Origin of the sequence: Burkholderia singularis (assembly GCF_001718875.1) — a bacterium.
Lineage (GTDB): Bacteria > Pseudomonadota > Gammaproteobacteria > Burkholderiales > Burkholderiaceae > Burkholderia > Burkholderia singularis.
This window is the reverse complement of sequence record NZ_CP013448.1, coordinates 1,525,416-1,552,341: the sequence shown is the minus strand read 5'-3', so window position 1 is coordinate 1,552,341 and position 26,926 is coordinate 1,525,416. Positions and strand designations below refer to the sequence as shown.

Sequence of the window (26,926 nt, the reverse complement as noted above, 5' to 3'; positions counted from 1 at the left end):
GATGGGATTATCGATGATCGCGCGCGGGCCGACGCGCGGCATTTCAAACTCTTTACGTTGTTACAAAGATGCAACATTTTGTCGATCTTCAAACCAACAGACCACTTTAGAGTAATTGTGTCCGGTTCCGCTGCCAAACCGGAGATTTTATCCTAAAACGCATTGCATCCCCGCGCGTGCCACCGGCCAGGCGCAACGCATCCGTCGGCTTGTTTACAATGCCGACTTTCGCCCGCTCGTTCATGCCCGCTTTTTGGACAAATTCCGAACCATTTGCGGCACGGCGGCCAACACGCGACACTCAACCCTCGTTTCTCCACACGCATTGATTTTGGAAGCTCTCACTCCCGCTCAACGCAATGCCCACAACGCGAAGCTCGCGAGCTACGCGCAGCGCCCGCTCGCGTTCCTGATGCGCTACATCCGGATGCATCCGGTCGCGCATATCGTCGTGCTCGCGAGCGTGCTCACGGCGGTCGGCTGCGCGCTCGGCTCGCAGTACGCGATCAAGCACCTGATCGACGTGCTCGCGGCCGGGCGCAATCATCCGGGCCCGCTATGGAGCGCGTTCGCGCTCCTCGTCGGCCTGATCGCTGCGGATAACCTGATGTGGCGCGTCGGCGGCTGGGTGGCCGCGCACACGTTCGTCGCGGTCACCGGCGATCTGCGCCGCGACCTGTTTCAATATCTGAGCGGCCACTCGCAGACTTATTACGCGGAGAAGCAGCCCGGCACGCTCGCGAGCCGGATCACCGCAACGTCGAACGCGATCTATACGGCCGAGAACACGATGGCGTGGAACGTGCTGCCGCCGTGCATCGCCGTGCTCGGCGCGATCCTGATGATCATCGTCGTCAATCCGCAGATGGCGCTCGGCCTGCTGTCGTGCTCGGCCGTGCTCGCCGTCGTGCTGTTCAGGCTCGCCAAGCGCGGCTCGGTGCGCCATCACCGGTTCGCGTCGAAGGCGGCGGCCGTCGACGGCGAACTCGTCGACGTGATCGGCAACATGGGGCTCGTGCGCGCGTTCGGCATGACGCTGCGCGAGCAAAAGCGCTTTGCCGCCACCGTCAAGGCCGAAATGGATGCGCGCCAGCAAAGCCTGCTCTATCTCGAGAAGCTGCGGCTCCTGCATGCGGTGATCACCGCGATGCTGTCGGCGGGCCTGCTCGGCTGGGCGCTGTGGCTGTGGAACCAGGGGCGCGCGACGTCCGGCGACATCGTGCTCGTCAGCTCGCTCGGCTTTACGATCCTGCACGGCACGCGCGATCTCGCCGTCGCGCTCGTCGACGTCACGCAGCATGTCGCACGGCTGGCCGAAGCGGTGCAGACCCTGCTCGAGCCGCACGGCATGCCCGACCGTTCCGACGCGGTCGCGCTCGCGCCGAAGGGCGGGCGCGTCGACTTCGAGCGCGTGACGTTCGCGTACCCGCACCGCCGGCCGATTCTCGACCACTTCGACCTGCACATCGCGGCAGGCCAGCGCGTCGGCCTGATCGGCAAATCGGGCGCGGGCAAATCCACCGTGCTCGCGCTGCTGCAACGCTTTTACGACGTACAGAAAGGAACGATCAAGGTCGACGGCCAGGATCTCGCGTCGATCACGCAGGACAGCCTGCGTCAATCGATCGCGCTCGTGCCGCAGGACATCTCGCTGTTCCACCGCTCGATTTACGACAACATCGCATACGGCCGTCCCGACGCGACGCACGAGGAAGTGCTGGCCGCCGCGCGCGACGCGCGCTGCACCGAGTTTATCGAGGCGCTGCCGGAAGGCTTCGAGACGATCGTCGGCGATCGCGGCGTGAAACTCTCCGGCGGCCAGCGGCAGCGGATCGCGATCGCGCGCGCGATCTTGAAGGACGCGCCGATCCTGTTGCTCGACGAGGCGACCTCGGCGCTCGACAGCGCGTCCGAAGAGGCGATCCAGGCCGCGCTCGACCGGCTGATGACGGGCCGCACGGTCATCGCGATCGCGCACCGGTTGTCGACGCTGCGCAACTTCGACCGGATCATCGTGATGAGTTCGGGCAAGGTGATCGACGACGGCAGCCCCGACGTGCTGCGCAACCGCCCGGGCCTCTATCGCGATCTGCTCGCCAAGCAGCATGGGCGGCATGCGCCCGCCGCCGGGAGCGGCAACGCGCCTTCGGCGGACGGCGAACGGGTCGCGTAAAAGCCGCGCGCCGCGCCGAGTTTCGCGCATTGCGCGGCAGCCATACTGCACGGGCCTGCGATACCCGCGCCGCTTCCGCCGGGCCGGCGGCAGGTTGCGCCAGCGCCGCGCAAACGCCGTCAGGCAGCGCCGTCCGCGCCCGTGCGCGACAGATCGCGCAGAAAATTGTCCCGCCAGACCGACACGTTGTTCTCGCGCAGCCGCGCGAGCATGTCCGCATGACGCGCGCGCCGCTCGGCGAGCGGCATCGACAGCGCGCGCGCGAGCGCATCGGCCATCCCCGCAATATCGATCGGATTGACGACGAGCGCGCCGTCGAGTTCGCACGCCGCGCCGGCAAAACGCGACAGCACGAGCACGCCGGGATCGTCCGGATTCTGCGCGGACACATACTCCTTCGCGACGAGATTCATCCCGTCGCGCAACGGCGTCACGTAGCCGACGCGCGCGAGCCGGTATAGCGCGGCGAGCACCGGCCGCTCGTACTGCCGGTGGATATACAGAATCGGTGCCCAGTCGAGTTCCGCGAAACGCCCGTTGATCCGCCCGGACTCGCCCTCGAGCTGCCGGCGCATGTCTTGATACGCGCGCAAATCGGCGCGCGTCGACGGCGCGATCTGCAAAAACGACACCCGATTGCGGAACGACGCCTCATGCTCGAGCAGCTTCTCGAACGCGCGAAAGCGTTCGACGAGCCCTTTCGAATAGTCGAGCCGGTCGACGCTCATCACGAGCTGGCGCCCGCGCAGCGACGCGGCGAGCGAACGCACCGCGCGGCCGTTCTCGCCCGCCTTTGCGAGCGCGGCGATCTCGTCCGGGTAGACGCCGATCGGATAGGCGTTCGCGCGCAGCGTGCGCCCGAACGCGCGCACAATCGCCGGGCCCGTCGCGCGGCGCTCGACCTCGCCGCCCGCCTCGGATTCGACGTAATCGCAAAACGCCCGCAGGTCGACCCGGGTCTGAAAGCCGAGCAGATCGAACGAGCACAGCGCCTCGACCAGCTCGCGGTGCGGCGGCACGTTGACGAGCACCTGCGCGGCCGGAAACGGAATATGCAGAAAAAAACCGATCCGGTTCGCGACGCCCGCCGCGCGCAGCGCCTGCGCGAACGGAATCAGGTGATAGTCGTGGACCCAGATCACGTCGTCGTCGCGCAGCAGCGGCACGAGTTGCCGCGCGAGCCACACGTTCACGCGCGCGTAGCCGTCGAATTCGTGGCGGTCGTACTGGATCAGATCCGTGCGGTAATGGAACGCGGGCCAGAGCGTCGCGTTCGAGAATCCCCGGTAGTACTGATCGTAATCGCGCCGCGCGAGGCCGATCGTCGCGAACGTCACGGGCCCGTGCTCGTCGATGCGGATCTGCGGCGCGCCCGACGCGACGACCTCGCCGCTCCAGCCGAACCACATCCCGCCCGTTTCCCGCAGCGCGTCGTAGACGCCGATCGCCAGCCCCCCCGCCGCGGGCTCCCCTTCCGAGATCGGCGCGACGCGATTCGACACGATGATCAGACGGCTCATGCCGGCGCGCGCTCCGCGTCGATCCAGCGCTTGAGCTGCGCGCGCAGCGCGGCGACCGAGTCGATCCGCGCGCGCGCCATCGTATCGCCCGCGCCGACCTTGATCGACAGCCCGCCGCATGCGTTGACGACCGCGAAGCCCTGTTCGTCGGTCAGATCGTCGCCCGCGAACACCGGCATGCGGCCGGCGAACGGCGGCTCGTTCAAGAACGCCGCCACCGCGCGCCCTTTGTCGACGCCCTTCGGTTTGATCTCGAACACCATCTTGCCCGGTTGCAGCACGTAGGCGTCCGGATAGTCGTCGACGAACCGTTCGAGCGCCGCGCGCGCGACGCCTTCGCGCTCCGGCGCATTCCGGAAATGCAGCGCGAGCGCCGCGCCCTTGATTTCGAGCAGCATCCCCGGATGGCGGTCGACCAGCGCCGCGAGTTCGCGCTCGATGCGCAGCAGGCGCGGATCGTCGAAGCCGATGCGCTGAGTATCGCCGTTCGCGTCGCGCCGCTCCGCGCCGTGCAGGCCGGCGACGGGCAGATCGGGCAGGTTCAGGAACGCATCGATACTGTCGATTCCGCGTCCCGATACGATCGCGACCGCGCCGTGCGACAGGCGCCGCAGCGTGTCGACAAGCGCGGGCAGATCGGGCGGCACGTGGATCGAGTCGGGCGTGGGCGCAAGATCGACGAGCGTGCCGTCGAAATCGAAGAAGAACGCGGTACGGGTAAAAGGAACGGAAGCCGGAACGGATTGCATCGATTCGCTGATCAGAATGGCCGCCGGCGGGCGCGCCCGCCGTGCGAATGTGCGCATCTTACCGCGCCTTACCCGCGCGATGAAAAAAGCGCGGCGGCAACCGCCGGCCGCCGATGCTCCGGCACACACGCGGCACTGCGACATTTTGCCCCGCTTCGGCGCGCCCCCCGCATTTCGAAAAGACGATCCCGATCAAATTGCGCTACAGTCGCAACCGCCGAGCGCGCTCCGCGCGGGCTTCGCCGGCCCGTCCGCCGCAGACCGTGCCGCATTCGCCGCGGTGGTTTTCGAGATGGCGGCCCAGCCCGCGATACGGCAAAAGCCGCGATTGAGCGCTGCCGTGTGCTCGTGGCAACGCACGGCGCGCCACAGTAGCCCGCGCCGCCGGCCGTCGTCTGAAGCGCTGCCCGCCCACCGCCGTCGCGCACGAAATCGATTCGAACCGGATTTGCCGATGCCGCTTCCGCTGCCGTTTGCATTTTTCACGCCGCGCCGCCGCGTCGCGGCACCCGCCACGACGCGACGCCCGCGTATCGCGGGCATTGCCGGCGCATGCGTGGCGGCGCTCGCGCTCGCCGCCTGCTCGCCGGGCGGCGAGCCGTGGCGCCTGACGAACGTCACCGGCCACCTGCCCGACCTGACGTTCTCACTGACGGGCGAGGACGGCAAGCCTATCGACGCAGCCGCGTTCCGCGGCCGCGCCGCCCTCGTCTACTTCGGCTACACGCATTGCCCGGACGTCTGCCCGGCCACGATGGCACGGCTGATGCAAGTGCTCGCGCTGCTCGGCCCCGGCGCGCGCGACGTGCGCATCCTGTTCGTGTCGGTCGATCCGGCGCGCGACACGCCCGCCGCCATGCGCGACTATGTCGGCGCATTCGACGCCGAGCACGCCTATGGCCTCACCGGCAGCGAGCGGCAGATCGAGCAGCTCGCCAAGCGTTATCGCGTCGCGTACCAGATGGAAAAGCGCGATCCGCGCGGCGGCTACGAAGTCACGCACAGCTCCGCCGTCTATGTATTCGACGCGCAAGGCCGAGCACGCCTGCTCGCGACCGATCAGGATTCCCCCGACGCGATCGCCGCCGATCTGCGCCGGATCATCGACCGCCGTTCCTGAACCGGAACTCACTCACCGTCCCGCCTATGAACTCGAAACTGAAATCCGTCGTCACGCTCGCCGCGCTCTCGCTCAGCCTGCATGCAGCCGCCGCCGGCCCCGCACCGATCGCCGCGCAGAACGCGTGGCTGCGCTGGCTGCCGAACAAGCTGCCGGCCGCCGGCTACGTGACGCTCGTCAACACCGGCGACAAGCCGGTCGATCTGGTCGACGTCGACAGCCCCGACTACGGGATGGTGATGCTGCACCGGACCGTGTCGAACGGCTCGACGCAAAAGATGGAAATGGTCGACAAGCTGACGATCCCCGCGCACGGCAAGGTCGATATCGCGCCGGGCGGCTATCACCTGATGCTCGAGGAGCCCAAGCACGCGATCAAGCCAGGCGATACCGTGCACCTGCGCCTCGAATTCTCGGACGGCGAGAAACTCGATACGCCGTTCGCCGTGAAAGCGCCTGCCACGGCTCAGTAACCACCGGGCGGCGCGCGATGAATCTGCTGTATTGGCTGGAACCGTGGGAGCCCTCTCCGACGGTCGTGATCGCCGTGCTCGCCGCGGCCGTGCTGTTCGCGCGCGGCGCGCGCAAGGCCCGCGTATCGACATCGCGGCGCGTGTCGTTCTGGTTCGGGCTCGCCGCGCTTTACGTCGCGCTGCACACGCGGCTCGACTACTTCTTCGAGCACGAGTTCTTCATGCATCGTGCGCAGCATCTGGTGCTGCATCATCTCGGGCCGTTCTTCATCGCGCTGTCGTATCCGGGCGCGGCGATCCGCGCCGGCATGCCGCTCGCGTGGCGCCGCCGCTTCGTGCGCCCCGCATTCGCGCAGCCGTTCGTGCGCGCGACGCTCGACGTCGTATTTCATCCGGTCGTCGCGGTCGTGCTGTTCGTCGGACTGATCTATTTCTGGCTGCTGTCACCGATCCACTTCGTCGCGATGCTCGACTGGCGGCTCTATCGCGTGATGAACTGGAGCATGGTGATCGACGGGTTGCTGTTCTGGTGGCTCGTCGTCGATCCCCGCCCCGCGCCGCCCGCGCGGCTCGCGCCCGGCCGCCGGATCTTGGTCGTGGTCGCCGCGATCGTGCCGCAGATCGCGCTCGGCGCGCTGATTTTTTTCACGCCGCGCGAGCTGTATCCGATCTATTCGATCTGCGGACGGGCATTCACCTGGTTGAGCCCGCTGCGCGACCAACAGATCGGCGGGCTGCTGCTGTGGATTCCCGGCTCGATGATGAGCGTGATCGGCGCGCTGATCGCGCTGCGTCATTGGCTGCGTCTATCGGCGCGCGGCCGTTTGCGCGACGAACGGCTTGCCCGCGCCGACATGCCGCCACGGCGCTCGCGCACCGCCCGCCCGGCGCCGTGACGCGGCAAGCCGCGCGTCCGTATCGGAACGAACAACCGTTACGCGCCGCGCGGCCGGCGGTCCCCACGGACGATCGGCAAACAGCAAACGAGGGACAAGCAGCCCGCCAGCGCGCGGCCGGCCACCAAAGAAGCTTCGGCGAGGATCGGGCCGCCACCCGCCCCAGCGCGCGCGGCCCGTGTGCCGCCGCTCGTCATGCGGGCAGCCGCATCCACACGTGCGCGATGCCGTCCTCGTCATGCACGTCCGAACTCGGCGCGAAACCGAACGCGCGATAGAACGCCTGCAAATGCGCCTGTGCATGCAGGCTGATCGGTCGATTCGGCCATTGCTCGCGAATGCGCTCGAGCACGGTCCCGAGCATCGCGTTGCCGACGCCCATGCCGCGAAACGGCTGCGTCGTCAGCACGCGGCCGATCAGCACGTCCGGCTCCGGCGCATCGGACAGCCACACCCGCACATAGCATGCGAGACGGCCGGCCTCATCGTATCCGCCGAGATGCCATGCCTTCTGGTCCACGCCGTCGACGTCGCCGTACACGCAGTGCTGCTCGACGATGAACACCGCGTTGCGCGCGGCGAGAATCGCGTAGATTTCATGCGGCGTGAGCGCATCGAACGGCTTCCAGCGCCATTCGAGCAGTGCGGGAGGCTGGGAAGCGGCAGTCGACGAGGAACCGGGGTGCGGAGATAGAGGCATGATCTGACTTCCGAATGTCCGAATGAAACAATGCGTGCGCGGATTCCGATTATGCCCCGGCTCGACGCCGAATTTCCCGTAAACTAGATAAATTGCCGTTTTACCCGGCTCGTTCATGCTGATCCCGATTGACCATGTTCCAACTTTCTGAAGCGCTTCCAACGTCGAAACCCGCGCTGTACGCCACACTCGCGCAACAGGCGCGCGCGTTGATCGAAGCGGAAACCGATATCGTTGCCAACGCGGCGAATTTCTCGTCGCTCGTCTACCACTCGCTCGACGGGCTGAACTGGGCCGGCTTCTATTTTTACGACGGCCGCGAACTGGTCGTCGGGCCATTTCAGGGCAAACCGGCGTGCGTGCGCATTGCGCTCGGCAAAGGCGTATGCGGCACCGCCGCGCAGGCCCGCCGCACGCAAGTCGTGCGCGACGTACATGCGTTTGCCGGCCATATCGCCTGCGATTCGGCGACTCAGTCGGAAATCGTCGTGCCGCTCGTCGCACGCGACGGCACGCTGATCGGAGTATGGGATGTCGATAGCCCGCATGTCGCGCGCTTCGATGACGACGATGCGAACGGCATGGAAGCGCTATGCGAGGTGTTCGTCGAACTCGCGTGGGCGCGGCACGCCGAGCGCCGCTGAACGAGCGCGCCAACGAGCCCACCGATGCATGCCTGGCACGTGGCGGGCATAGCCCGCGCATCGCGTGAGTGCGATTCGTAGCTGCCCGAGCGCAGCGGGCACGACGCAACCGCGCCCGCTGCTCAACGCCTGTCCGGCGCGAGCCGCTGTTTGTCTGCGAACGGCGAACGCACATGGCGGCGCCCCCACCACGCACGCATCGCAACGGCCATCACCGCGAGCACCACGAACACGAGCAAGCTGCCTTCGGGGCCGGCAGCCCCGCCGCTCAACCATGCGTTGCCAACCGGATGCGCGGTGAACAGCACGCCCTCGACGAGCCGGCCGCTGTCCGCCGCGCCGTAAAAATACGATTCGCCCCAATCCCACGCCGCATGGAAGCCGATCGCCCACCACAGCGAGCCCGTATACCAGAGCGACAAGCAAAAAACGACGCCGAACAGCGCCGCCGACACGAGCCCGGCCGCCGTTTCGGCCGAACTCAGCGCATGCATCGCGCCGAACAACGCGGACAGCAATACGGCGCTCCACCAGAACCCGATCCAGCGCGTCAGCGTGTACTGCAAATAACCGCGCAACAGCGTTTCCTCGAAGAGGCCGGTCATCATGAACGACGCCCCCCAGACCCCCGCATAGACCCAAGTACGGCCGCCGTGCAACGACGGCGCATCGAGCCTCAAATAGCCCGCATACGACAGCACGAGAACGAGACACGAAATCGCGACGAAGCCGTAGCCGACGCCGAACAACAGGCGGCGAACACGAGCGCAGCCCTGCAGGCCGAACGAGAACGGCGAGCGCCGCTCGCATTTCGCGAGCACGGCCGTCGCAATGGCGACGGCCGCCAATTGCATGCACTCCATCCCGAAACCGGCGGCAACGGACAATGAGCCGTCGTCATGCGGCATCGGCATCAGCCGGCGCGCGACGAACGCCATCGCGCCGATGCACAGCGCAAAGATCGCTACGAACAGCAACACGCCCCACCCGGCGCGAATGCCGTGCGGGCCAAAGACGATCCGACGCAGCCTGCGCCGCATCGCGCACGGCGACGATACGGGCTGCCGTGATTCGTTGACGGGTGGGTGCATGTGGGCTTTACCGGGCGATGAGATGAACGGACGCGCGCGCGATCGATGCCGCATCGTTCGAACCGCCAATACGGCCCAAAGGCGCACTCGCGCATTCTGCCACGCCGCCGGCATGCGTCAGAATGGAAAGTCGAACGCTGCGCCACGCGCATCGGAACACACGAGGAAGCAAGAGGCTCGGGAACGGCCGTTCTTTTCGCGGACGGCGCGAACCGATGCGCACCTACATCAGCCCTGCTCGCCGAGCATTTGCACCAGTTGGATCAGGTTGCCGCACGTATCATCGAAGACGGCGATGCGCACCGGGCCTGCATCCATCGGCGCCTGTGTGAACTTGACGCCCAGGCTCTCCAGCCGTTTGAACTCGGCGTCGATGTCATCGACCTGGAACGAAGTCGCCGGGATTCCATCCTCGAATAGCGCACGCTTGTAAGGCGCCACGGCGCGGTGAACGCTTGGCTCGAGCAGCAGTTCCGTTCCGTCGCGCTGCGCTTTCGACACCACGGTCAGCCAGCGATACGCCCCGGCCGGGACATCGCGCTTCAGCTCGAACCCGAGCTTGCCGGTATAGAAAGCCAACGCCTTGGCCTGATCATCGACGAAGATGCTCGTCACATAGATTCGCATAGTGTTTCTTTCCGGGAGGCAGTGATGGATCGAAAGCCCTCTGCGAGCAAAGTGGCTCGGAACTGACGCGCCGGCCGACGATACGGCGGGCGGGCGCATCGCTCATCAAAACCCTCTATGCCCGGCAGGGAGCCCCTTTGGGAAGCGGCAGCCCTGCCATGTCGAGGCGCAGATGAAATCCTACACCCGGAAAGAATTGGGTCGATCAGCCTTGATTGCGGGTAACCCAACTCGTCCCGAGATAAATGCGACAGTCGCATGGGCGCTGAAGCGCTTGAGCCGGATGATCCGGAGACGGCGGAAATGTTTAGCCTATCCGCCATCCCCCATTGACAGCGATGACGGTGCCGGTCACGAAGCTCGCAGCCTCCGAAGCGAGCCAAACGACCGCTGCGGCCACGTCGTCCGGCGTGCCTGGCCGGCCCACCGGGGTTTCTGCGACGATCGCGTCAACACGTTCGTCAGACCATGCGCCAGTGAATCCCGTCCCAGCGATAAAACCCGGCGCAATCGCGTTAACCGTACAGCCACGCGGCGCGAGTTCTCTCGCAAGTGCGAAGGTAAGGCCGTGCAAACCAGCCTTCGCCGCCGCATACGCCATGCCCCCGGACCGGCTGCCGCCGGTCTGCGCGCCGATCGAACTGATATTGACAATACGCCCGCCGGTACGGGGCAAGCGTGATGCGACGACGTGCGCCATTAAAAAACTGCCTTTGAGGTTGGCTTCGATGATCGCATCCCAATCGGATTCCGCCTGCTCGAGCGCGGCGCCAAGGCTCACGGGCCGCATGAACCCCGCCGCATTGACCAGCAAATCCACGCGCTCGATATTCACGAGTGCGTGCTCGACTTCCCTGCGCTGGCCTACATTGGCCTGTCTATAAGTGGCTGCAGGCCCTAGCGTCGCGACGGCTTCTCGCAGTCGCTGCTCGTTTCGACCTATGATCGTCACGCGGTAGCCCGCGTCGATGCAGGCTCGCGCAATCCCCAACCCGATACCGCTCGCGCCCCCCGTCACGACTGCATGTTTTTTCTCGGTCATTTTCTGGCTCGATTCGTTTGAAAGAGTACAAATTAAGACCGAAACCACGATACGTCCAATACGATTAAGCGCCGGGTTTGATACTCTCATCGTATGGCTACCCTTACACTTCGCCAACTTGAACAGTTTCTCGCCGTCGCGGAAACCATGAGCTTCCATCGCGCGGCCGAGCGGTTAAACATGGCTCAACCGCCGCTGACGGCTGCAATCCGGCAGTTGGAATCACTGCTGGGCGTGCGCCTGCTGGAACGCGGCAACCGCGTGACGGCTTTGACGACGGCGGGCGCGGTTCTACGCGAAGAGGCGCGCAGAACGCTGGACCAGGCACAGCGCGCAATTGAACTTACCCAGCGTGCGGGTCAGGGGCTGATAGGCGCCCTCAGAATAGGTTTTATTGCGAGCGCCACACGGCATGTCTTACCGCCCTTGATTTCGCGTTTTCGACACACCCATCCCGGCGTGGCGCTCGATCTCACCGAGGCGACCACCAGTCAGCAGCTTGCCGCGCTGGACGAGGACCGGATCGATGCCGGGATTGTTGTATTACCCCTTGAGCCCGAGGTCGGCCTGCATATTGCGCAGCGCAGATTGTTGAAGAGTCGCATGGTTGCCGTTTTGTCTGCAGATCATCCGCTGGCTGTGGCGCCTGGGCGTTCCGTACCGCTCGCGGCACTCGCGCGCGAACCCTGGATTCTGTTTCCACCGACTGAAGGGCCCGGCTTGTACGCAACAATCGTCAACGCATGCGTCGCCGCCGGCTTCGCTCCGCACGTGGTACAGCGTGCAACGCAAATGGACACGATCATCGGACTCGTAGCGGCGAACCTGGGCGTTGGCCTGGTGCCCGAAGCGCTCGCGTCAACCGACATGGCGAGCGTGAAGTTCAGGCGACTCACCGGCCCCGGGACACCGGTGCCATACGAAGTCGCCCTTGTGTGGCGGAGGAAGGACCCCAATCCGACTGTCGCGGCATTAGTCGATTCGTGCACGGGACAAGAGGTGTAATCGACCTTTGTAGCCCGATCACGTTCTTTCACAGCCACTCTAGGCAACTTTCTTGCAAGGATGAAAGCGAGGTCAGAAAAAGAAAAAGCCCTGATTTCTCAGGGCTTTATCTCGTTCTACTTGGAGGCGCGAGCCGGAGTCGAACCGGCCTAAACGGCTTTGCAGGCCGCTGCATAACCGCTTTGCTATCGCGCCGTAAGCGGACTGTCGAATCGTCACGGCGCCAGCGGCACTTGAACGATCCGCAGATTGGATTCAAAAGCTCAGCGAGCCTATCAAACAAAAAGGGAAGCCCGGCTTCCCCTTGTTCTGGAGCGGGAGACGAGTCTCGAACTCGCGACCTCAACCTTGGCAAGGTTGCGCTCTACCAACTGAGCTACTCCCGCATCATCCTGCATTTGCAGACTTTGCCAAACCACATACCAGCAAAATGCCGCACTGAAACCTGGAGCGGGAGACGAGTCTCGAACTCGCGACCTCAACCTTGGCAAGGTTGCGCTCTACCAACTGAGCTACTCCCGCATTTTGCTTCTCTCCGCCGCGCCGCTCAGAGCAGCTCGCAGTGGAGAAACGAGATTATGCGAAAACTAGATTTGTGTGTCAAGCGTTTTTCGCGCCCTTTTTCTTCTGCGGCTACGTCCGGCTCCGGAACGCTCATGCCGCCCCGCCGCGCTCGCGTATCTGTGGCCACGCGAGCTTCATGTAATACAGCATCGACCAGATCGTCAGCACCGCCGCGAGATAGATGAGCCGCAAGCCCAACGTGCGCGTGTCGAGCACGATGCCTCGGCCGAGCGTCAACTGGCCGTAGTACAACAGCATTGGAATCGCGGTCATCTGGCAAGCAGTCTTGAACTTGCCGAGCGAATTCACGGCCACGCTCTTGGATGCGCCGATCTGCGCCATCCATTCCCGCAGCGCCGAAATCGCGATCTCGCGGCCGATGATCACGAGCGCGATCGCCGCGTCGATCCGCGAAAGCTGCACGAGCATCAGCAACGCCGCCGTCACCATCAGCTTGTCGGCGACGGGGTCCAGAAACGCGCCGAACGCCGACGTCTGGTTCCATTTGCGGGCGAAGAAGCCGTCGAACCAATCGGTCAGCGCAGCGAGGATGAAAATCACCGCCGCGGCCAGATTGCGGTGCTCGGCACTCAGCATCACGTCCGGCAAATAGAACACGCCGACGACGAGCGGAATCAGCACGATTCGCACCCACGTCAGAAAGATCGGGAAATTAAACGGCATGGCATGCGATACGGTTGGAGGATGTGCAATTGTGCCGCGCCGGGCGCGCTGCCACAAGCAACACGCCCGGCCTAGCATCCTGCTTGCCGCCCGGCGGGGACGAGCGTGAGCGGCGGCCATCGCGGCAACGCGCATGCCGGCCGGGGGGAAATCGCGGCCACCCGAAGCGGCGAGAATCGCCGTCGCGAAGCGGCTCGAAGCGGCCCGAAGCGGGCCGAAGCGGCGCAAGCGCGAACGAACCGTCGGCGCCGGCACGCCGGCGCCCTCAAGCCCCGGCGCGCGATCGGTCAAGGCGTTCGGTCAATGCAGCTGCCGATAGATCTGCTCGGCGAGCGCGCGCGAAATGCCGTCGACGCTCGCCAATTCGTCGACACTCGCCGCAACGACACCGCGCAATCCGCCGAAGCGCGCGAGCAATCGCTGCCTGCGCTTCGCGCCGACGCCCTCGAGTTCCTCGAGCCTCGAGGTCTGACGCGCCTTCGCACGCTTGGCACGCATGCCGGTGATCGCAAAGCGGTGCGCCTCGTCGCGGATCTGCGCCACGAGCATCAGCGCCGCGCTGTCCTTGCCGAGTTCGAGCGGCGCGCGGCCGTCGGCGAACACGAGCGTTTCGAGCCCGACCTTGCGTCCCTCGCCCTTTGCAACGCCAACCAGCATCGAGCAGTCGAGCCCAAGCTCGGAGAACACCTGACGCGCGATCTCCACCTGTCCGCGTCCCCCGTCGATCAGCACGATGTTCGGCAGCCGCGCGACCGACGCGGCTGCCTGCGCCGCATCCGCGTCGATGCCGACTGCCGCGTCGCTCGCGGTCTCGGCCGCCACTTCCTCGACCATTTTCTCGTAGCGACGCGTGAGCACCTGACGCATTGCCGCGTAGTCGTCGCCGGGCGTGATCCCAGAGATGTTGTAGCGCCGATATTCGGACGACTGCATTTTGTGATGGTGATAGACGACGCACGACGCCTGCGTTGCCTCGCCCATCGTATGGCTGATGTCGAAGCACTCGATGCGCAAATGCGCGAGATCGTCGCTCTCGAAGCCGAGCACGTCGGCGAGCGCGCGGGTACGCGACTGCTGCGAGCCCTGTTCGGACAACAGCCGCGCGAGCGCGAGCCGCGCGTTCTGCTCGGCCATCGTGAGCCATGCGCGCCGTTGCCCCTGCGGCTGCCGAACCAACGATACCTTGTGCCCGGCCTGCTCGGTCAGTAGATCGAACAATTCGCGATTCGCAGGCGCATGGCTCACGACGAGCACCGGCGGCACGCGATTGCCCAAGTAGTGCTGCGCAATGAACGCTTCGAGCACTTCGGTTTCGAGCGGCGCGACTTCGGCTTCGGCGCTATCGGCGGCCTCGTCGGCTTCGGCGGTCTCAGGCGCGCCGGCGGCGGCGGCCGTCTCGGCCTGCGCCGATTCAGCGTCGCGCGCGCGGCCGTCCTGCGGCCCGCGTGGCGCCGCGTGGTCCGTCGTCGTGCCACTCCGGGCAACCGCTGCTTCGGCATCCTGCGGATCGGCGCCGCCCGCACCCGTCTCCGCCGGCGCGCCGCCGACGTCGCGCGCCGCATCCCCCGCCGCCGCGCCGTCCCGCTGCGCGTGCTCCGCGTCGGCCGCCGCCTCCGGGAGCGGCAGCGCGCCGTCGACATGCGCCGGAAAGTACGCCTTGTCGCCGAGATGCCGGCCGCCGCGCACCATCGCGAGATTCACGCACACACGGCCGCCCTGCGCGACGACGGCGAGAATATCGACATCGCTGTCGCTGCCGACCTCGATCGCCTGCTGATGGAGCACCTTCGCAAGCGAACTCATCTGATTGCGCACGGCGGCCGCCTGCTCGAACTTCAGCTCGGCCGCGAACGCATGCATCTTCTGCTCGAGTTCGCCCATCACCTCGCTCTGGCGGCCGAGCAGGAAGCGCGACGCGTTGCCGACGTCGCGCGCATAGTCGTCCTCGCCGATCGCGCCGACGCACGGCGCCGAGCATCGTCCGATTTGATGCAGCAGACAGGGCCGCGTGCGATTGTTGAACACCGAGTCCTCGCAGGTACGAAGCTGAAACACGCGCTGCAGGATCTGAATGCTCTCGCGCACCGCCCATGCGCTCGGAAACGGTCCGAAATACTGGTTCTTCTTGTCGACCGAGCCGCGGTAATACGCCATTCGCGGAAAACGGTGGCCGGTCAGCTTCAGGTACGGGTACGACTTGTCGTCGCGAAACAGGATGTTGTAGCGCGGCGCAAGCGCCTTGATCAGGTTGTTCTCGAGCAGCAGCGCCTCGGCCTCCGAGCGCGTGACGGTGGTCTCGATGCGCGCGATGCGCGTCACCATCATCGCGATACGCGGCGACAACTGAGTCTTCGTGAAGTAGCTCGACACGCGCTTTTTCAGGTCGCGCGCCTTGCCGACGTAAAGCACCGCGCCTTGCGCGTCGTAATAGCGATAAACGCCCGGCAGGTGCGGCAATTGGGCGAGGATCTGCTTGGGTTCGAAAGAGGAATCAGGTGCGTCGGGGGCTGTCATGCGCAATCGGCGCGAGCGGCGCGCGCGAACGAGGTCATTTAAACTTGTCAGTTTAGAGCATTCGCCGCGCGGATTCCGCGGCCCGCGCGCGATAGAGCATCGGATTCGTCCGGCCGTTCCGCGCACCGCTCGTCCGGATCGCCGTGCGCCGTTCGCTCGCCCGCCGCCCGCCTTCGCTTGTGCGTTTTCATTGCCCCTAAAATGAAGTCGTCCGCCTCGCTCACATCCGCCGCCGCCAGCCCTGTCCGCTCGGCGCCCCGCACGCCGGAGCCGATCGCCGCCGATATTTTCTGCGCGGTCGTCGACAATTTCGGCGACATCGGCGTGTGCTGGCGCCTCGCGCGCCAATTGGCCGCCGAGCATCGCTGGCAGGTACGGCTTTTCGTCGACGATCTGTCGACGTTCGCGCGGCTCGAGCCCGCCGCGCGCATCGACGCCGCGCGGCAGATGCTGGACGGCGTCGTCGTCGAGCATTGGCGCGAACCTGCGCATGCGGGCGATACGCTCGAGATTGCCGACGTCGTGATCGAAGCGTTCGCCTGCGAGTTGCCCGGCGCGTATGTCGCTGCGATGGCGCGCCGCGCCCGGGCCCCCGTATGGATCAATCTCGAATACTTGAGTGCCGAGGATTGGGTGCGCGACTTTCATCTGAGGCCGTCGCCGCACCCACGCTACCCGCTGACCAAGACGTTCTTCTTCCCGGGCCTCGGCCCCGGCACGGGCGGCGTGCTCAAGGAACGCGACCTCGACGCGCGGCGGCACGCGTTCGATACCGCGGGCGACGCAAACGCCGCGCGCGACGCCTGGTGGCGCGACGTCGCGGGCCGCCCCGCGCCCGAGAACGGCACGACAGCCGTGTCGCTGTTCGCCTACGAGAATCCGGCCGTCGACGTGCTGCTCGAACAATGGCGCGACGGCGCCGAGCCGGTCGTACTGCTCGTGCCGGAAGGCCGGATCTCGGCGCGCGTCGCACGCTTTTTCGGAGCCGCCGGATTCGGCGCGGGCGCGCGCGCGGCGCGCGGCAACCTGAGCGCGCACGGGCTCGCCTTCGTCGCGCAGCCCGATTACGACAAGCTGCTGTGGGCATCCGACATCAATTTCGTGCGCGGCGAGGATTCGTTCGTGCGCGCGCAATGGGCACGCCGGCCGTTTGTCTGGCAGATCTACCCGCAAACCGACGACGCCCATCTGCCCAAGCTCGACGCCGCACTCGCCCACTATACGGCGGGGCTCGCGCCGGCCGCGCGGGCGGCGGCCGAACGCTTCTGGCATGCATGGAACGGCGCGGGCACGCCCGATTGGGCCGATTTTCAGCGCCATCGCGCCGCGCTGAGCGCGCGCGCGGCGGATTGGGCCGACGAACTCGCCGCCATCGGCGATCTTGCCGGAAATCTGGCGAATTTCACAAAAACTCAGTTAAAATAAACGGTTATCCAACGGCTCACTACGCAAATCCGCCCGAAGCCGCGCATGCAACACGTGTAACATACGCGGCAGATATCGCGAACGTGTCGCCCGCACGCTCCATACACGTGCGGCCCGGTCTTTCCGGACTGTTTGCGCCGTTAGCCGTTGAGCGACGCTCAAGCAATTTCTCCCATTCAGGATAGTTTTAGTCATGAAAACCGCACAGGAACTCCGCGTAGGCAACGTCGTGATGGTCGGCAACGACGCATGGGTCGTCTCGAAGACGGAATACAACAAGTCGGGCCGCAACGCCGCCGTCGTCAAGATGAAGCTGAAGAATCTGCTGACGGGCGCCGGCCAGGAATCGGTCTACAAGGCCGACGACAAGTTCGACGTCGTGGTGCTCGACCGCAAGGAAGTGACGTATTCGTACTTCGCCGACCCGATGTACGTGTTCATGGACGCCGACTACAACCAATACGAAGTCGAAGCCGAGATGATGGGCGACGCGCTCAACTATCTCGAAGACGGGATGGCCTGCGAAGTGGTGTTCTACAACGAAAAAGCGATCTCGGTCGAACTGCCGACGGTCCTCGTGCGCGAGATCACGTACACGGAGCCGGCGGTGAAGGGCGATACGTCGTCGGGCAAGGTGCTGAAGAACGCGAAGATCGCGACCGGCTTCGAACTGCAAGTGCCGCTTTTCTGCAATATCGGCGACAAGATCGAAATCGATACGCGCACGAACGAATACCGCAGCCGCGCCTAAGGCGAGCGGTTTCGCGCCCCGCCGCACGAAGCGCCCTTTGGGGCGCTTTTTGTTTATATGACGCAGCTTGTTGCATAAAGGCGCCACATCATAAACAATGCGTTGAGAATGCTCCGGCGGTATTCGATGCGTCTCACCGGTAACTATTTTGTAGTCGATGGCGAATACCGTCCACTGAACGTGCGACGGACATAAAATGCGTTCCTTATCCCGAAATGGGGCTGTATGACGGCTCGCCGACCCGGCCGGTTCTTGAACTCGCGCACACCATGCCACATGCCCTGATTGTCGAAGACGATCCCAATAGCTTGTCTGGTCTGACCGCACTGCTCGCTGCGGACGGTTTTTCCGTCGACACCGCGACCTCGCTCGCCGAAGCGCGCGGAGCGCTCGCACGTTCGATCCCCGACGTCGTGCTCGTCGATCTGAATCTGCCCGACGGCAGTGGCTTCGATCTGCTGCAAAATCTGCCGCAACAGCAGCCGAACGGCTCGCTGCCCGTGATCGTGCTGACCGGCAACGCCACGGTCGAAAGCGCGATCGAAGGGTTGCGGCACGGGGTCTGGGATTATCTGCTGAAGCCCGTCAACATCCCGCGGCTGCGCAGCCTGCTCGCACGCATCCCACGCCCTTACGAACTGATCGAGGAAGTGCAGTCGCTGCGCACCGCGCTTCGTCAACTCGGCCGGTTCGGCACGCTCGTCGGGCGTAGCGATGCGATCCAGCACGTCTACGACATGATCGAGCACAGCGCGCGGACCGAAACCGCGGTCCTGCTGTGGGGCGAGCCGGGCACCGGCAAGGAAACGGCCGCGCGCACGCTGCACCAGTTGAGCCGCCGCCGCAAAGGCCCGTTCGTTGCATTCGACTGCCGCGCCGCCGCGCAATCGCCGCGCAACATCGAAACCAATGGCCTCGCAATCGAAAGCATGTTGCTTGGCCGCGAGCGCGCCGGCTATGCGGGCGTCGAGCGCCGCGATCCGGGCCTCTTCGAGCAGGCGAGCGGCGGCACCCTGTTCATCGACGAAATCACCGCGCTGCCGTTGTCGTTGCAGGACGCGCTGCTGCGCACGCTCGATTCGCAAAATTTCATGCGCGTCGGCGGCACGGCTGAAATCGCATGCGACTTCCGGCTGATCGCGACGACACGCCGTCCGGCCCGCGAGGCCGTTGCGAACGGCACATTGCGCGAGGATCTGTGGCTGCGCCTGGACGCCGCGTCGATCGGCCTGCCGCCGCTTCGCGAGCGCGACGACGACGTGATCCGGATCGCCGAGGCGTTCGTCGACGAGTTGAACCGCGATGCGCGCGCGGCGGGGCTGAGCATCACCGACAAGCGCCTTGCGCCCGGCTTCATCCGCGAATGCCTCGCTTACGAGTGGCCCGGCAACGTGCGCGAACTGCGCGAGCGCGTGCGGCTTGCATACGATGCGTCGGGCGACTTCATCGAAACGCTGCGCAAGGCCGATGCGTATCTACAGCCGGGCGTGACGTTGAACGGCAGCAGCGTTCAGGTGCGCGTCGGCACGCCGCTCGCGGACGTCGAGGACCTGCTGATCCGCGCAACGCTCGACGCGGTGGGCGGCACCCGCCATCGCGCGGCGACGCTGCTCGGCATCAGCCCGAAAACGCTCTACAACAAGCTGCAACGGATGAAACTGGGTTGAGCGCGGCCACCGCTGGCGGGGCGGCTGCGCGTTGCCCTAGTCGTTACCGCCCGTGCTGCCGCTGCCCCGCTTGACCAATCCGCCTGACCGCCCCGCTCGCCGGGGCCCGTCACCCGCCCTTCGTTCAGGCCATCGTCAATCCGCATGGCCCGCCCCGTTCGCAGGCTATCGATGCCGAACCGGGCGAACGCGAACCGTCCGCATTCAGGCGAACGCCTCACGCAGCAGCGCCTGCGCGCTCAGATATTCCGGACGGCGCATCAGTTTGTCCCAGCTCGGCGCCCTGCCCCGAGGCCGCATCCGCTTGATCCGCCGCTGCGACTCCCGCGACGGCGCCACGCGCAACTCGTTCAACACCTGTTCCGCCGCCTCCGGCTGATTGCAGATCAGCACCATGTCACACCCCGCCGCGAGCGCGGCCTGCGCCGCCTGCGTGAGCGTGCCGCCCTCACGCGCCGCCTCCATCGACAGATCGTCGCTGAACACCGCACCCGTAAAGCGCAACCGGCCGCGCAGCACGTCCTGCAACCAAACGCGCGAAAAACCCGCGGGCTTGCTGTCGACCTGCGTATAGATCACGTGTGCCGGAATCACCGCGGCCAGCGACAGCCCAAGCCAATCGTAGGGCGCGGCGTCGTTGGCGAGAATTTCGTCGAGCGGACGATCGTCGGTCGGCAGCGCGACGTGCGAATCGGCCTCGGCAAAGCCGTGACCCGGAAAATGCTTACCGCAGTTCGCCATCCCGGCGAGCGCGAGCCCATGATTGACGCTCTTCGCGAGCAACGCGACGACGCGTGGATCGCGATGGAACGCGCGATCGCCGATCACCTGCGAGCGGCCGTAATCCAGATCGAGCACCGGCGTGAAGCTCATGTCGATCCCGCACGCACGCAGTTCGGACGCCAGCACGTAGCCGAGCGCCGTCGCCACCTTCGTCGCGGCGAGCACGTCCCGGTCCCACAGTTCGCCCACGCGGCGCATCGCCGGCAGCACGGTAAAGCCATCTGTGCGAAAGCGTTGTACGCGGCCGCCTTCGTGATCGACGGCGATCAGGATGTCGTCGCGTACCGCGCGGATCGAATCGGTCAGCGCGACGAGTTGCCGGCGGCTCTCGAAATGCCGCGCGAACAAGATCACGCCGCCCGTCAGCGGATGCGCGAGACGGCGCGCGTCGTCGCGCGTGAGCGTCTTGCCGGCGACGTCGAGCATCACCGGGCCGGGAGTCGGTTTCATTGAATTGCGTTCCTCCAGGGAAAATCAGAAAGCGGCATCGGCTCGCAGCGCGGCGGTGCCGTCAGCCGTCTCGGCGATCACGAACGACACCGCGTAGTCGCGCTCGTCGCTGACGCTCACGCGCGCGGTGATGCCGCGCTGCGCGAGCCACGTGGCCAATTCGCCCGACGCGACGATATACGGCTCGCCGCTCGGCCGGTTGAGCGTCTGCAATGCGCGCCACGTCATCGGCCAGTGCATGCCGAGGCCGATCGCCTTCGAGAAGGCTTCCTTCGCGGAAAAGCGCGTCGCAAGAAACGCAATGCCGCGCGCCTCCGAGCGCGCGCGCCGCGCGTGAAACACGCGCAGCTCGTCAGGGCCGAGCACCTTGTCCGCGAAGCGTCCGCTCGTGCGCTCGAGCACTGCGGCGATGCGGCTCACCTGAACGATATCGGTGCCGATGCCGTAGATCGCCATATCAACGCCCGCCGGACCATCCCGCGCGGCGCGCACACGGGAGATCTTGATGGAGCAAAGAGACTGACGGCTGCGCCGCGCGCCGCAGACATTCCCTTCCGCACTTATTCCGGGCGCAATCGCACAGGCAAACGCGGCGAAGCAGGCAATGCCTGCTTCGGCAAACACCCCGCTGCGAGCGCTCGCGGGAAGTGCTCCGAAGGCCCCCTTCCCGGCGGCAAGCGCCGCGAACGGAACCCGCGCGCTCGCGCGTCATTTCAGCGGCCGCCGTGCAGCGCGGCGACGCGCGCGGCGACCATGACCGCCTTCATCTCGCGCACCGCGTTGTTCCAGCCGGCGAAAACCGCATGCGCGACGATCGCGTGGCCGATATTCAGCTCGCTGATGCCGGGCAGCGCGGCAATCGCCTGCACGTTTTCATAGTGCAGTCCGTGGCCCGCGTTCACCTTCAATCCGAGCGCAAGCCCGCAATCGACGCCCGATGCGACCCGCTCGAACTCGCGCTGCTGCTCGGCCGCGTCGTGCGCATCCGCATAGCGGCCGGTGTGCAGTTCGATCACGGGCGCGCCCGCCTCGTGCGCGGCGCGGATCTGCTCATCGTGCGGATCGATGAAAAGCGACACGCGCACGCCAATGTCGGCGAGTTGCTTGCATGCCGCACGCACCGCATCGAAATGGCCGGCGACGTCGAGCCCGCCTTCGGTCGTCAATTCCGAGCGTTTTTCCGGCACGAGGCAGGCGTCGTGCGGCCCGATCTCGCATGCGATGTCGAGCATTTCGGACGTCACCGCGCATTCGAGATTCATCCGCGTCTTCAAAAGCGGGCGCAGCGTGCGCACGTCCGCATCGACGATATGGCGACGGTCCTCGCGCAGATGCAACGTGATCGCGTCCGCGCCCGCCTCCTCGGCTTCGAGCGCGGCGCGCACCGGGTCCGGATAACGTGTGCCGCGCGCGTTGCGCAAAGTCGCGACGTGGTCAATATTGACACCCAGGTCAATGGCGCTCGACGAGGTCAGGAAAAAACTCATAGGTTTTGCAGGTCGATCAGAATCTGACGCGTGGCGAGCGGCGTGCCGCCCAAATACGTGTTGAGCAAAAAGCGCATCAGCGTCTTGCTTTGCGCAACGGTCTGCGCCCGATGATAATCGTCCTGTTCCATATCGAGCAACGTCTGGCCGGAAATCACTGGCCAGTGCGACGGCGCATCGCCGAGCGCATCGCGCACGCCGCGCTCGGGATCGAACACATAGAGCCGTTCCGGCTCGACCGCACGCCGCGCGACGGTGCGCACCAGCGACATCGCATAACCCGTCTCGCGCAACAGCACGCGCTCGAACGAGCGCAGCACCTGCACGGGCGGCTCGGCGTGCGCGAGCCGCGTCAGCGTCACGAGATAATGCTTGAAGAGCACCGGATAAGGATCCTCGCGCGCGCAGAACTTGACGAGCAGCTCGTTGGCATAGAACCCGCACAGCAGCGCGTCGCCCGCGAGGGGCAGCATGCCGCCCACCCATTCGGCGCCCGTCAGCGTGCGCAACTCGGCTTTGCCGGACCATGACAGCGCAAGCGGCTGAAACGTCTGCAACACGCCACGCAGCGCGGAATGCGGGCGCTTCGCCCCTTTCGCGACGAGCGCGAGACGCCCGTGATCGCGCGTCAGCACGTCGATGACCAGGCTGGTTTCGCGGTACGGATAGCTGTGCAGCACGAACGCCGGCTGCTCGGCGACCCGGAATTCGGACGTGCGCGCAGCGGCGCGGCGCGGCTTGCGCGGCGGTTTGCCCGCATCGGGCACAGCCGGCGGCAGGCTCGCCGCCGCGGCATCCGGCGCAGCAGATGCGGGACGCCGCGCGAAGCCGGCCTCGTCGGTCATCGCGTCGTCGGAGACGCCTTCATTCGTACCCATAGGCACGCAACCCCGCCTCGTTGTCGGCCCAGCCGCTTCTCACCTTGACGAACGTTTCAAGGTAGACCGGGCCGTCGAACAGCTTCTCCATGTCGAGCCGCGCCTCGGTGCTGATCTGCTTGAGCTTCTCGCCCTTTCTGCCGATCACCATCGCCTTGTGCGCATCGCGCTCGACGAGGATCGTCGCGAACACGCGCGTCAGCCGCCCCTCCTCCTCGAACTTGTCGATGACGACGGTGCTCGTATAAGGCAACTCGTCGCCCGTCCAGCGGAACACCTTCTCACGCAGGATTTCGGCCGCCAGGAACCGCGAGCTGCGATCGGTCAGATCGTCCTCGCCGTAAATCGGCTCGCCTTGCGGCAAGTACGGCTTGAGCGTATCCATCAGACGCCGGATGTCGTCCGGATGCTTCGCGGACAGCGGCACGACCTCGGCGAACTCGCACAAACCGCCCATCTTCTGGAAAAACGGAAACAACGTGTCCTTGTCGGACACGCGATCGAGCTTGTTCGCGATCAGCAGCGTCGGCGTGCCCGGTGGAATCAGGTCGAGCACTTTCTGGTCGTCGGGGCCGAAACGGCCGGCCTCGATCACGAACAGAATCGCGTCAACCGACGTCAGCGTGGACGTCACCGCCCGATTCAGCGAGCGGTTGAGCGCCGTGCTGTGCCGCGTCTGGAAGCCGGGCGTATCGACGAATACATATTGCGCATCGTCGAGCGTGCGGATGCCGGTGATCCGGTGGCGGGTCGTCTGCGCTTTGCGAGACGTGATGCTGATCTTCTGGCCGACGAGCGCATTCATCAGCGTCGACTTGCCGACGTTCGGACGACCGACGATCGCGATCATGCCGCAACGAAAACCGGTGGAAGCGGGAGCGTTCATATCAGGAGCTGCTGGGTTCGGAGCGGCCGCGCTCGCACGCGGCCGCGAGATCGATGGGAACGGCGTCAATGACCGGCATCGGCAACGCGCACCGGTGCGGCCGGATCGTCAATCGCCTGCGGCGCGTGTGCCGGATCGCGAACGCGCGCCGGCCGGTCTGCCGGACGTGCGGCTGCGTCGTTCTTTTCCGTGGCCCGCTCGGATGCCTTATCGGTGACTTTATCGAATGCCTTATCGGCTCCTTTGTCAGCCGGCAATACCTTTTCCGCCGCTTTTGCCGCGCGCGCCTCGGTCTTGTCCTGACCATGCTCGACGTGGGCCGCGCGAATCACCGCGAGAGGCGACCGCAACGCGCCGCCGTCCGCACCGCTGCCCGGCATATCGGCCGGCGCCGCCGCACTGCCGGCATGCGCGCCGGATTGCATCTCGGCCGCTTTCGTATCGGTCTTACCTTTCGCATCGGCCAACGGCTTCGATTCGTCCCGCTTCGGCTCGCCGGATCGGGCATCCGCGGCCTTCGGGTCAGCCAGTTTCGTATCGGCCGCCTTCGTATCGGCCGGTTTCGCTTCGACGGCGGACCTCGCTTCAGCCACTTTCGATTCGAGGGCGTGGGTTTCGGCCGCGGGTTTCGTCTCCGCCACCTTCCCTTCCGCCCCTTTCGCGTCATTGGCCAAGACGCGCCGCTCCTTGCGCTCCGGCGAGCGCAAATCGAGCGCCTCCTGCACGCCTTTCACGCCCGGCACGATCTCCGGCTCCACGTGCTTGGCGCCGCGCGCGCTCTTCGAACGCTTCGGCTTCGCGGCCAGCATCGGTGCAAGCGCCATCACTTCGTCGAGCGCTTTCTTCGCGGCGGCCTGTTCGGCCGCCCGGCGGCTCGCGCCGGAGCCGGACACCTTGACGTCGAGCTTCGGCACCGCGCATTCGACCTCGAATTGCTGATTATGCGCTGCACCATGCGTCGCGACGACGGTATAAGCCGGCAGCGCGATCTTGTGTCCTTGCAGATATTCCTGCAACAGCGTCTTTGCGTCCTTGCCGAGTGTGCGCGGGTCGATGTGATCGAGAATCGGCACATACAAACGCTTGATCACCCCTTGGGCGGCTTCGAAGCCGCCATCAAGAAATACGGCCCCGATGATGGCTTCGAATGCGTCCGCGAGGATCGACGGCCGACGAAACCCGCCGCTGCGCAATTCGCCTTCGCCGAGCCGCAGGCTGTCGGAAATATTGAGGGCCTGAGCAATTTCGTACAGCGACTGCTGTTTGACGAGGTTCGCGCGCACGCGCGACAAGTCTCCCTCGTCGAGCTTGCCGAAGCGCTGAAACAAAAGGGCGGCCACCGCGCAATTCAGAACGGAATCGCCGAGAAACTCGAGCCGTTCGTTATGCGTGGCGCTATGACTGCGATGGGTCAAAGCCTGGCGCAGCAATTCCACATTGCGAAATTCGTAGCGCAGCCGGCTTTCCAACTGGGATGAAGGCATGGACAGGAGTATAACGCGGGCGCCGCGCCGCCCGGAAAGCGACGCTCGACGCGAAAAAGCGCGATTTGGCGGCGCTGCCGCCGGTTCTCAGGATCGGTTTAGGTGTCGAACGTGCATATGAATGGCGGAATCGCCCGCTCAAACGCAACGTACTGCGCCGGCGGCCAACCCGGCAAAAAAGCGCCATCCGCGGGGCCAAACGTTCTCGAAATATTTGCTATGGCATAAGCGACGACCTGCGCCGCCGTGCATGTTCGAACCGCGACTGCCACGAGAATGGCCGCGCGCCGCATTCGCCGGTGGCGGACTGCCCTTCCCGTGGCAACGCAGACGCGTTCCATACGTGAATAGGCTCTCGATGGAAGACGCCGCGCCGCACGGCCCTCGCGCGGCGCAACATGCGGCGTGCTCAGTTGAACGAACCGATGCGCTTCAGGCTGCTGAAGTTCATCCAAATGAAGAACGCGCGGCCAACGATGTTCTTGTCCGGCACGAACCCCCAGTAACGGCTGTCAGCGCTGTTGTCGCGGTTGTCGCCCATCATGAAGTAATGCCCAGGCGGCACCTTGCAGATCACGCCGCGGTTGTCGTAGGTGCAATTGTCGCGATACGGATAGTCGTCCGCGCCCATTACGAACGGCGGCACCGCCGGATTGTTCAGGATCGCGTTCTTGCGCGTGCCGATCGTTTCCTCGAACTGTTTCGCGTAATTCATCCGCTCGTCGTCGAAGTAGTCAGGCAGCGGCGTCTCCGGCACCGGCTGACCATTGATCGTCAACTGCTTGTCCTGGTAGGCGACCGTATCGCCCGGCAGCCCAATCACGCGCTTGATGTAATCGACCGACTCGTCCTTCGGATAACGGAACACGACGACGTCGCCGCGCTCGAGCGGCCGGCCTTCGGTGATCTTCTTGTTCGTGATCGGCAGGCGCAAGCCGTAGTCGAACTTGTTGACGAGGATGAAATCGCCGACGAGCAGCGTCGGCACCATCGAGCCCGACGGAATCTTGAACGGCTCGACGATGAACGAGCGCACGACGAACACGACCAGGATCACCGGAAAGAAACTCGCCGTGTACTCGAGCCACCACGGCTGGCGCAGCTTCTCGTCGCGCAGCTTCGCGCGCGTTTGCTGCGCATTCTCGTCAGCGAAGCGCTCGCCGATGCGAGCCTGCTGACGGTCGAACTCGTCGACCGCCGCCTGCGCCGCCTGCTTGCGCCGCGGCAAAAACACCAGCTTGTCCAGCACCCACGCGACGCCCGTGACGACCACGAGCACAAAAAGAATCAACGCAAAATTCATAAAGGATCAG

General features: G+C 65.5%; 24 protein-coding genes and 3 tRNA genes. 9 read left to right on the top strand and 18 right to left on the bottom strand.

Annotated features, from left to right (window positions below):
* Window positions 1-331 precede the first annotated feature (331 nt).
* Window positions 332-2,173: an ABC transporter ATP-binding protein gene (locus AQ611_RS07165; protein ID WP_059519233.1), complete on the top strand. Its 1,842-nt coding sequence runs from the start codon at window positions 332-334 to the stop codon at window positions 2,171-2,173.
* Window positions 2,174-2,292: 119 nt separating this feature from the next.
* On the opposite strand, the gene otsA is transcribed toward AQ611_RS07165, so the two are convergent.
* Together otsA and otsB are read right to left on the bottom strand one after the other, a co-directional pair.
* Entirely contained in the window at window positions 2,293-3,693 is a 1,401-nt protein-coding gene (gene otsA, locus AQ611_RS07160; protein ID WP_059519231.1) for an alpha,alpha-trehalose-phosphate synthase (UDP-forming), read from the bottom strand.
* A complete protein-coding gene (otsB, locus tag AQ611_RS07155) occupies window positions 3,690-4,499 on the bottom strand; it encodes a trehalose-phosphatase (protein WP_082712029.1) in 810 nt (269 codons plus the stop codon). Before otsB ends, otsA begins: the two co-directional genes overlap by 4 nt.
* Before the next feature lie 397 nt (window positions 4,500-4,896).
* On the opposite strand from otsB, the gene AQ611_RS07150 reads away from it, so the two are divergent.
* From AQ611_RS07150 to AQ611_RS07140, 3 genes are read left to right on the top strand one after another with little or no spacing between them, the layout of a single operon-like run.
* A complete protein-coding gene (locus AQ611_RS07150) occupies window positions 4,897-5,562 on the top strand; it encodes an SCO family protein (RefSeq protein WP_069235179.1) in 666 nt (221 codons plus the stop codon).
* A gap of 26 nt (window positions 5,563-5,588) precedes the next feature.
* Window positions 5,589-6,035: a copper chaperone PCu(A)C gene (locus AQ611_RS07145; protein ID WP_059519229.1), complete on the top strand. Its 447-nt coding sequence runs from the start codon at window positions 5,589-5,591 to the stop codon at window positions 6,033-6,035.
* Between the two features lie 17 nt (window positions 6,036-6,052).
* Window positions 6,053-6,931, top strand: coding sequence for a cytochrome c oxidase assembly protein (locus tag AQ611_RS07140; protein ID WP_059519227.1), 879 nt, complete (start codon window positions 6,053-6,055; stop codon window positions 6,929-6,931).
* Between the two features lie 193 nt (window positions 6,932-7,124).
* Here AQ611_RS07140 and AQ611_RS07135 read toward each other — a convergent pair whose 3' ends face one another.
* Entirely contained in the window at window positions 7,125-7,631 is a 507-nt protein-coding gene (locus AQ611_RS07135) for a GNAT family N-acetyltransferase (protein ID WP_069235178.1), read from the bottom strand.
* 134 nt (window positions 7,632-7,765) lie between these two features.
* Here AQ611_RS07135 and AQ611_RS07130 point away from each other — a divergent pair, with 134 nt between their 5' ends.
* Complete coding sequence (locus tag AQ611_RS07130) at window positions 7,766-8,275, top strand: GAF domain-containing protein (RefSeq protein ID WP_059519223.1); 510 nt, start codon at window positions 7,766-7,768, stop codon at window positions 8,273-8,275.
* A gap of 122 nt (window positions 8,276-8,397) precedes the next feature.
* Here AQ611_RS07130 and AQ611_RS07125 read toward each other — a convergent pair whose 3' ends face one another.
* The 3 genes from AQ611_RS07125 to AQ611_RS07115 all read right to left on the bottom strand — a co-directional run bounded on the left by AQ611_RS07125 (window position 8,398) and on the right by AQ611_RS07115 (window position 11,035).
* A complete protein-coding gene (locus AQ611_RS07125) occupies window positions 8,398-9,255 on the bottom strand; it encodes a CPBP family intramembrane glutamic endopeptidase (protein WP_231935915.1) in 858 nt (285 codons plus the stop codon).
* Between the two features lie 339 nt (window positions 9,256-9,594).
* On the bottom strand, window positions 9,595-9,993 hold the full coding sequence (locus AQ611_RS07120; protein WP_069234092.1) for a VOC family protein: 399 nt from the start codon (window positions 9,991-9,993) through the stop codon (window positions 9,595-9,597).
* Window positions 9,994-10,300: 307 nt separating this feature from the next.
* On the bottom strand, window positions 10,301-11,035 hold the full coding sequence (locus AQ611_RS07115; protein ID WP_069234091.1) for an SDR family NAD(P)-dependent oxidoreductase: 735 nt from the start codon (window positions 11,033-11,035) through the stop codon (window positions 10,301-10,303).
* Window positions 11,036-11,128: 93 nt separating this feature from the next.
* Here AQ611_RS07115 and AQ611_RS07110 point away from each other — a divergent pair, with 93 nt between their 5' ends.
* Complete coding sequence (locus AQ611_RS07110) at window positions 11,129-12,040, top strand: LysR family transcriptional regulator (protein WP_069234090.1); 912 nt, start codon at window positions 11,129-11,131, stop codon at window positions 12,038-12,040.
* A gap of 121 nt (window positions 12,041-12,161) precedes the next feature.
* Here AQ611_RS07110 and AQ611_RS07105 read toward each other — a convergent pair.
* The 5 genes from AQ611_RS07105 to uvrC form a co-directional block, all read right to left on the bottom strand.
* Window positions 12,162-12,235 (bottom strand) — tRNA-Cys (locus AQ611_RS07105).
* Window positions 12,236-12,350: 115 nt separating this feature from the next.
* Window positions 12,351-12,426: transfer RNA gene (locus AQ611_RS07100), tRNA-Gly, on the bottom strand.
* A 60-nt stretch (window positions 12,427-12,486) separates the two neighbouring features.
* Window positions 12,487-12,562, bottom strand: a tRNA-Gly gene (locus AQ611_RS07095).
* A 132-nt stretch (window positions 12,563-12,694) separates the two neighbouring features.
* The gene (gene pgsA / locus AQ611_RS07090; RefSeq protein WP_069234089.1) at window positions 12,695-13,288 is read right to left on the bottom strand and encodes a CDP-diacylglycerol--glycerol-3-phosphate 3-phosphatidyltransferase; all 594 of its coding nucleotides are present in this window, start codon (window positions 13,286-13,288) and stop codon (window positions 12,695-12,697) included.
* Window positions 13,289-13,588: 300 nt separating this feature from the next.
* Window positions 13,589-15,802, bottom strand: coding sequence for an excinuclease ABC subunit UvrC (gene uvrC, locus AQ611_RS07080; RefSeq protein WP_069234087.1), 2,214 nt, complete (start codon window positions 15,800-15,802; stop codon window positions 13,589-13,591).
* Between the two features lie 201 nt (window positions 15,803-16,003).
* Between uvrC and earP the strand changes: the two genes are divergently transcribed.
* The 3 genes from earP to AQ611_RS07065 all read left to right on the top strand — a co-directional run bounded on the left by earP (window position 16,004) and on the right by AQ611_RS07065 (window position 19,645).
* Window positions 16,004-17,227 carry an elongation factor P maturation arginine rhamnosyltransferase EarP gene (earP, locus tag AQ611_RS07075; RefSeq protein WP_069234086.1) on the top strand — a complete coding sequence of 408 codons (1,224 nt, stop codon included), beginning with the start codon at window positions 16,004-16,006 and terminating at the stop codon, window positions 17,225-17,227.
* A gap of 193 nt (window positions 17,228-17,420) precedes the next feature.
* Window positions 17,421-17,978: an elongation factor P gene (efp, locus tag AQ611_RS07070; RefSeq protein WP_059519207.1), complete on the top strand. Its 558-nt coding sequence runs from the start codon at window positions 17,421-17,423 to the stop codon at window positions 17,976-17,978.
* Between the two features lie 269 nt (window positions 17,979-18,247).
* Entirely contained in the window at window positions 18,248-19,645 is a 1,398-nt protein-coding gene (locus tag AQ611_RS07065; protein WP_059519334.1) for a sigma-54-dependent transcriptional regulator, read from the top strand.
* A gap of 204 nt (window positions 19,646-19,849) precedes the next feature.
* Here the strand turns inward: AQ611_RS07065 and nagZ are convergent, their stop codons facing one another.
* The 7 genes from nagZ to lepB all read right to left on the bottom strand — a co-directional run bounded on the left by nagZ (window position 19,850) and on the right by lepB (window position 26,916).
* On the bottom strand, window positions 19,850-20,878 hold the full coding sequence (nagZ, locus tag AQ611_RS07060; RefSeq protein ID WP_069234085.1) for a beta-N-acetylhexosaminidase: 1,029 nt from the start codon (window positions 20,876-20,878) through the stop codon (window positions 19,850-19,852).
* 24 nt (window positions 20,879-20,902) lie between these two features.
* On the bottom strand, window positions 20,903-21,334 hold the full coding sequence (gene acpS, locus AQ611_RS07055; protein WP_059519332.1) for a holo-ACP synthase: 432 nt from the start codon (window positions 21,332-21,334) through the stop codon (window positions 20,903-20,905).
* A 257-nt stretch (window positions 21,335-21,591) separates the two neighbouring features.
* Window positions 21,592-22,365: a pyridoxine 5'-phosphate synthase gene (gene pdxJ, locus AQ611_RS07050; protein ID WP_059519203.1), complete on the bottom strand. Its 774-nt coding sequence runs from the start codon at window positions 22,363-22,365 to the stop codon at window positions 21,592-21,594.
* Window positions 22,362-23,243, bottom strand: coding sequence for a DNA repair protein RecO (gene recO / locus AQ611_RS07045; RefSeq protein ID WP_069234084.1), 882 nt, complete (start codon window positions 23,241-23,243; stop codon window positions 22,362-22,364). Before recO ends, pdxJ begins: the two co-directional genes overlap by 4 nt.
* A complete protein-coding gene (era, locus tag AQ611_RS07040) occupies window positions 23,230-24,129 on the bottom strand; it encodes a GTPase Era (protein ID WP_069234083.1) in 900 nt (299 codons plus the stop codon). Before era ends, recO begins: the two co-directional genes overlap by 14 nt.
* A 65-nt stretch (window positions 24,130-24,194) precedes the next feature.
* The gene (rnc, locus tag AQ611_RS07035) at window positions 24,195-25,613 is read right to left on the bottom strand and encodes a ribonuclease III (protein WP_069234082.1); all 1,419 of its coding nucleotides are present in this window, start codon (window positions 25,611-25,613) and stop codon (window positions 24,195-24,197) included.
* A gap of 409 nt (window positions 25,614-26,022) precedes the next feature.
* A complete protein-coding gene (lepB, locus tag AQ611_RS07030) occupies window positions 26,023-26,916 on the bottom strand; it encodes a signal peptidase I (RefSeq protein WP_059519196.1) in 894 nt (297 codons plus the stop codon).
* Window positions 26,917-26,926 lie beyond the last annotated feature (10 nt).

Excerpts from the sequence above, each read along its gene's own strand:
- efp (WP_059519207.1), top strand. The coding sequence starts at position 17,421 with ATGAAAACCGCACAGGAACTCCGCGTAGGCAACGTCGTGATGGTCGGC.
- pgsA (WP_069234089.1), bottom strand. The coding sequence starts at position 13,288 with ATGCCGTTTAATTTCCCGATCTTTCTGACGTGGGTGCGAATCGTGCTG.
- uvrC (WP_069234087.1), bottom strand. The coding sequence starts at position 15,802 with ATGACAGCCCCCGACGCACCTGATTCCTCTTTCGAACCCAAGCAGATC.
- acpS (WP_059519332.1), bottom strand. The coding sequence starts at position 21,334 with ATGGCGATCTACGGCATCGGCACCGATATCGTTCAGGTGAGCCGCATC.
- earP (WP_069234086.1), top strand. The coding sequence starts at position 16,004 with ATGAAGTCGTCCGCCTCGCTCACATCCGCCGCCGCCAGCCCTGTCCGC.
- recO (WP_069234084.1), bottom strand. The coding sequence starts at position 23,243 with ATGGGTACGAATGAAGGCGTCTCCGACGACGCGATGACCGACGAGGCC.
- nagZ (WP_069234085.1), bottom strand. The coding sequence starts at position 20,878 with ATGAAACCGACTCCCGGCCCGGTGATGCTCGACGTCGCCGGCAAGACG.
- AQ611_RS07135 (WP_069235178.1), bottom strand. The coding sequence starts at position 7,631 with ATGCCTCTATCTCCGCACCCCGGTTCCTCGTCGACTGCCGCTTCCCAG.
- AQ611_RS07120 (WP_069234092.1), bottom strand. The coding sequence starts at position 9,993 with ATGCGAATCTATGTGACGAGCATCTTCGTCGATGATCAGGCCAAGGCG.
- AQ611_RS07140 (WP_059519227.1), top strand. The coding sequence starts at position 6,053 with ATGAATCTGCTGTATTGGCTGGAACCGTGGGAGCCCTCTCCGACGGTC.
- otsB (WP_082712029.1), bottom strand. The coding sequence starts at position 4,499 with ATGCGCACATTCGCACGGCGGGCGCGCCCGCCGGCGGCCATTCTGATC.
- AQ611_RS07110 (WP_069234090.1), top strand. The coding sequence starts at position 11,129 with ATGGCTACCCTTACACTTCGCCAACTTGAACAGTTTCTCGCCGTCGCG.
- AQ611_RS07150 (WP_069235179.1), top strand. The coding sequence starts at position 4,897 with ATGCCGCTTCCGCTGCCGTTTGCATTTTTCACGCCGCGCCGCCGCGTC.
- AQ611_RS07130 (WP_059519223.1), top strand. The coding sequence starts at position 7,766 with ATGTTCCAACTTTCTGAAGCGCTTCCAACGTCGAAACCCGCGCTGTAC.
- AQ611_RS07115 (WP_069234091.1), bottom strand. The coding sequence starts at position 11,035 with ATGACCGAGAAAAAACATGCAGTCGTGACGGGGGGCGCGAGCGGTATC.
- otsA (WP_059519231.1), bottom strand. The coding sequence starts at position 3,693 with ATGAGCCGTCTGATCATCGTGTCGAATCGCGTCGCGCCGATCTCGGAA.
- lepB (WP_059519196.1), bottom strand. The coding sequence starts at position 26,916 with ATGAATTTTGCGTTGATTCTTTTTGTGCTCGTGGTCGTCACGGGCGTC.
- pdxJ (WP_059519203.1), bottom strand. The coding sequence starts at position 22,365 with ATGAGTTTTTTCCTGACCTCGTCGAGCGCCATTGACCTGGGTGTCAAT.
- AQ611_RS07065 (WP_059519334.1), top strand. The coding sequence starts at position 18,248 with ATGCCACATGCCCTGATTGTCGAAGACGATCCCAATAGCTTGTCTGGT.
- rnc (WP_069234082.1), bottom strand. The coding sequence starts at position 25,613 with ATGCCTTCATCCCAGTTGGAAAGCCGGCTGCGCTACGAATTTCGCAAT.
- AQ611_RS07145 (WP_059519229.1), top strand. The coding sequence starts at position 5,589 with ATGAACTCGAAACTGAAATCCGTCGTCACGCTCGCCGCGCTCTCGCTC.
- era (WP_069234083.1), bottom strand. The coding sequence starts at position 24,129 with ATGAACGCTCCCGCTTCCACCGGTTTTCGTTGCGGCATGATCGCGATC.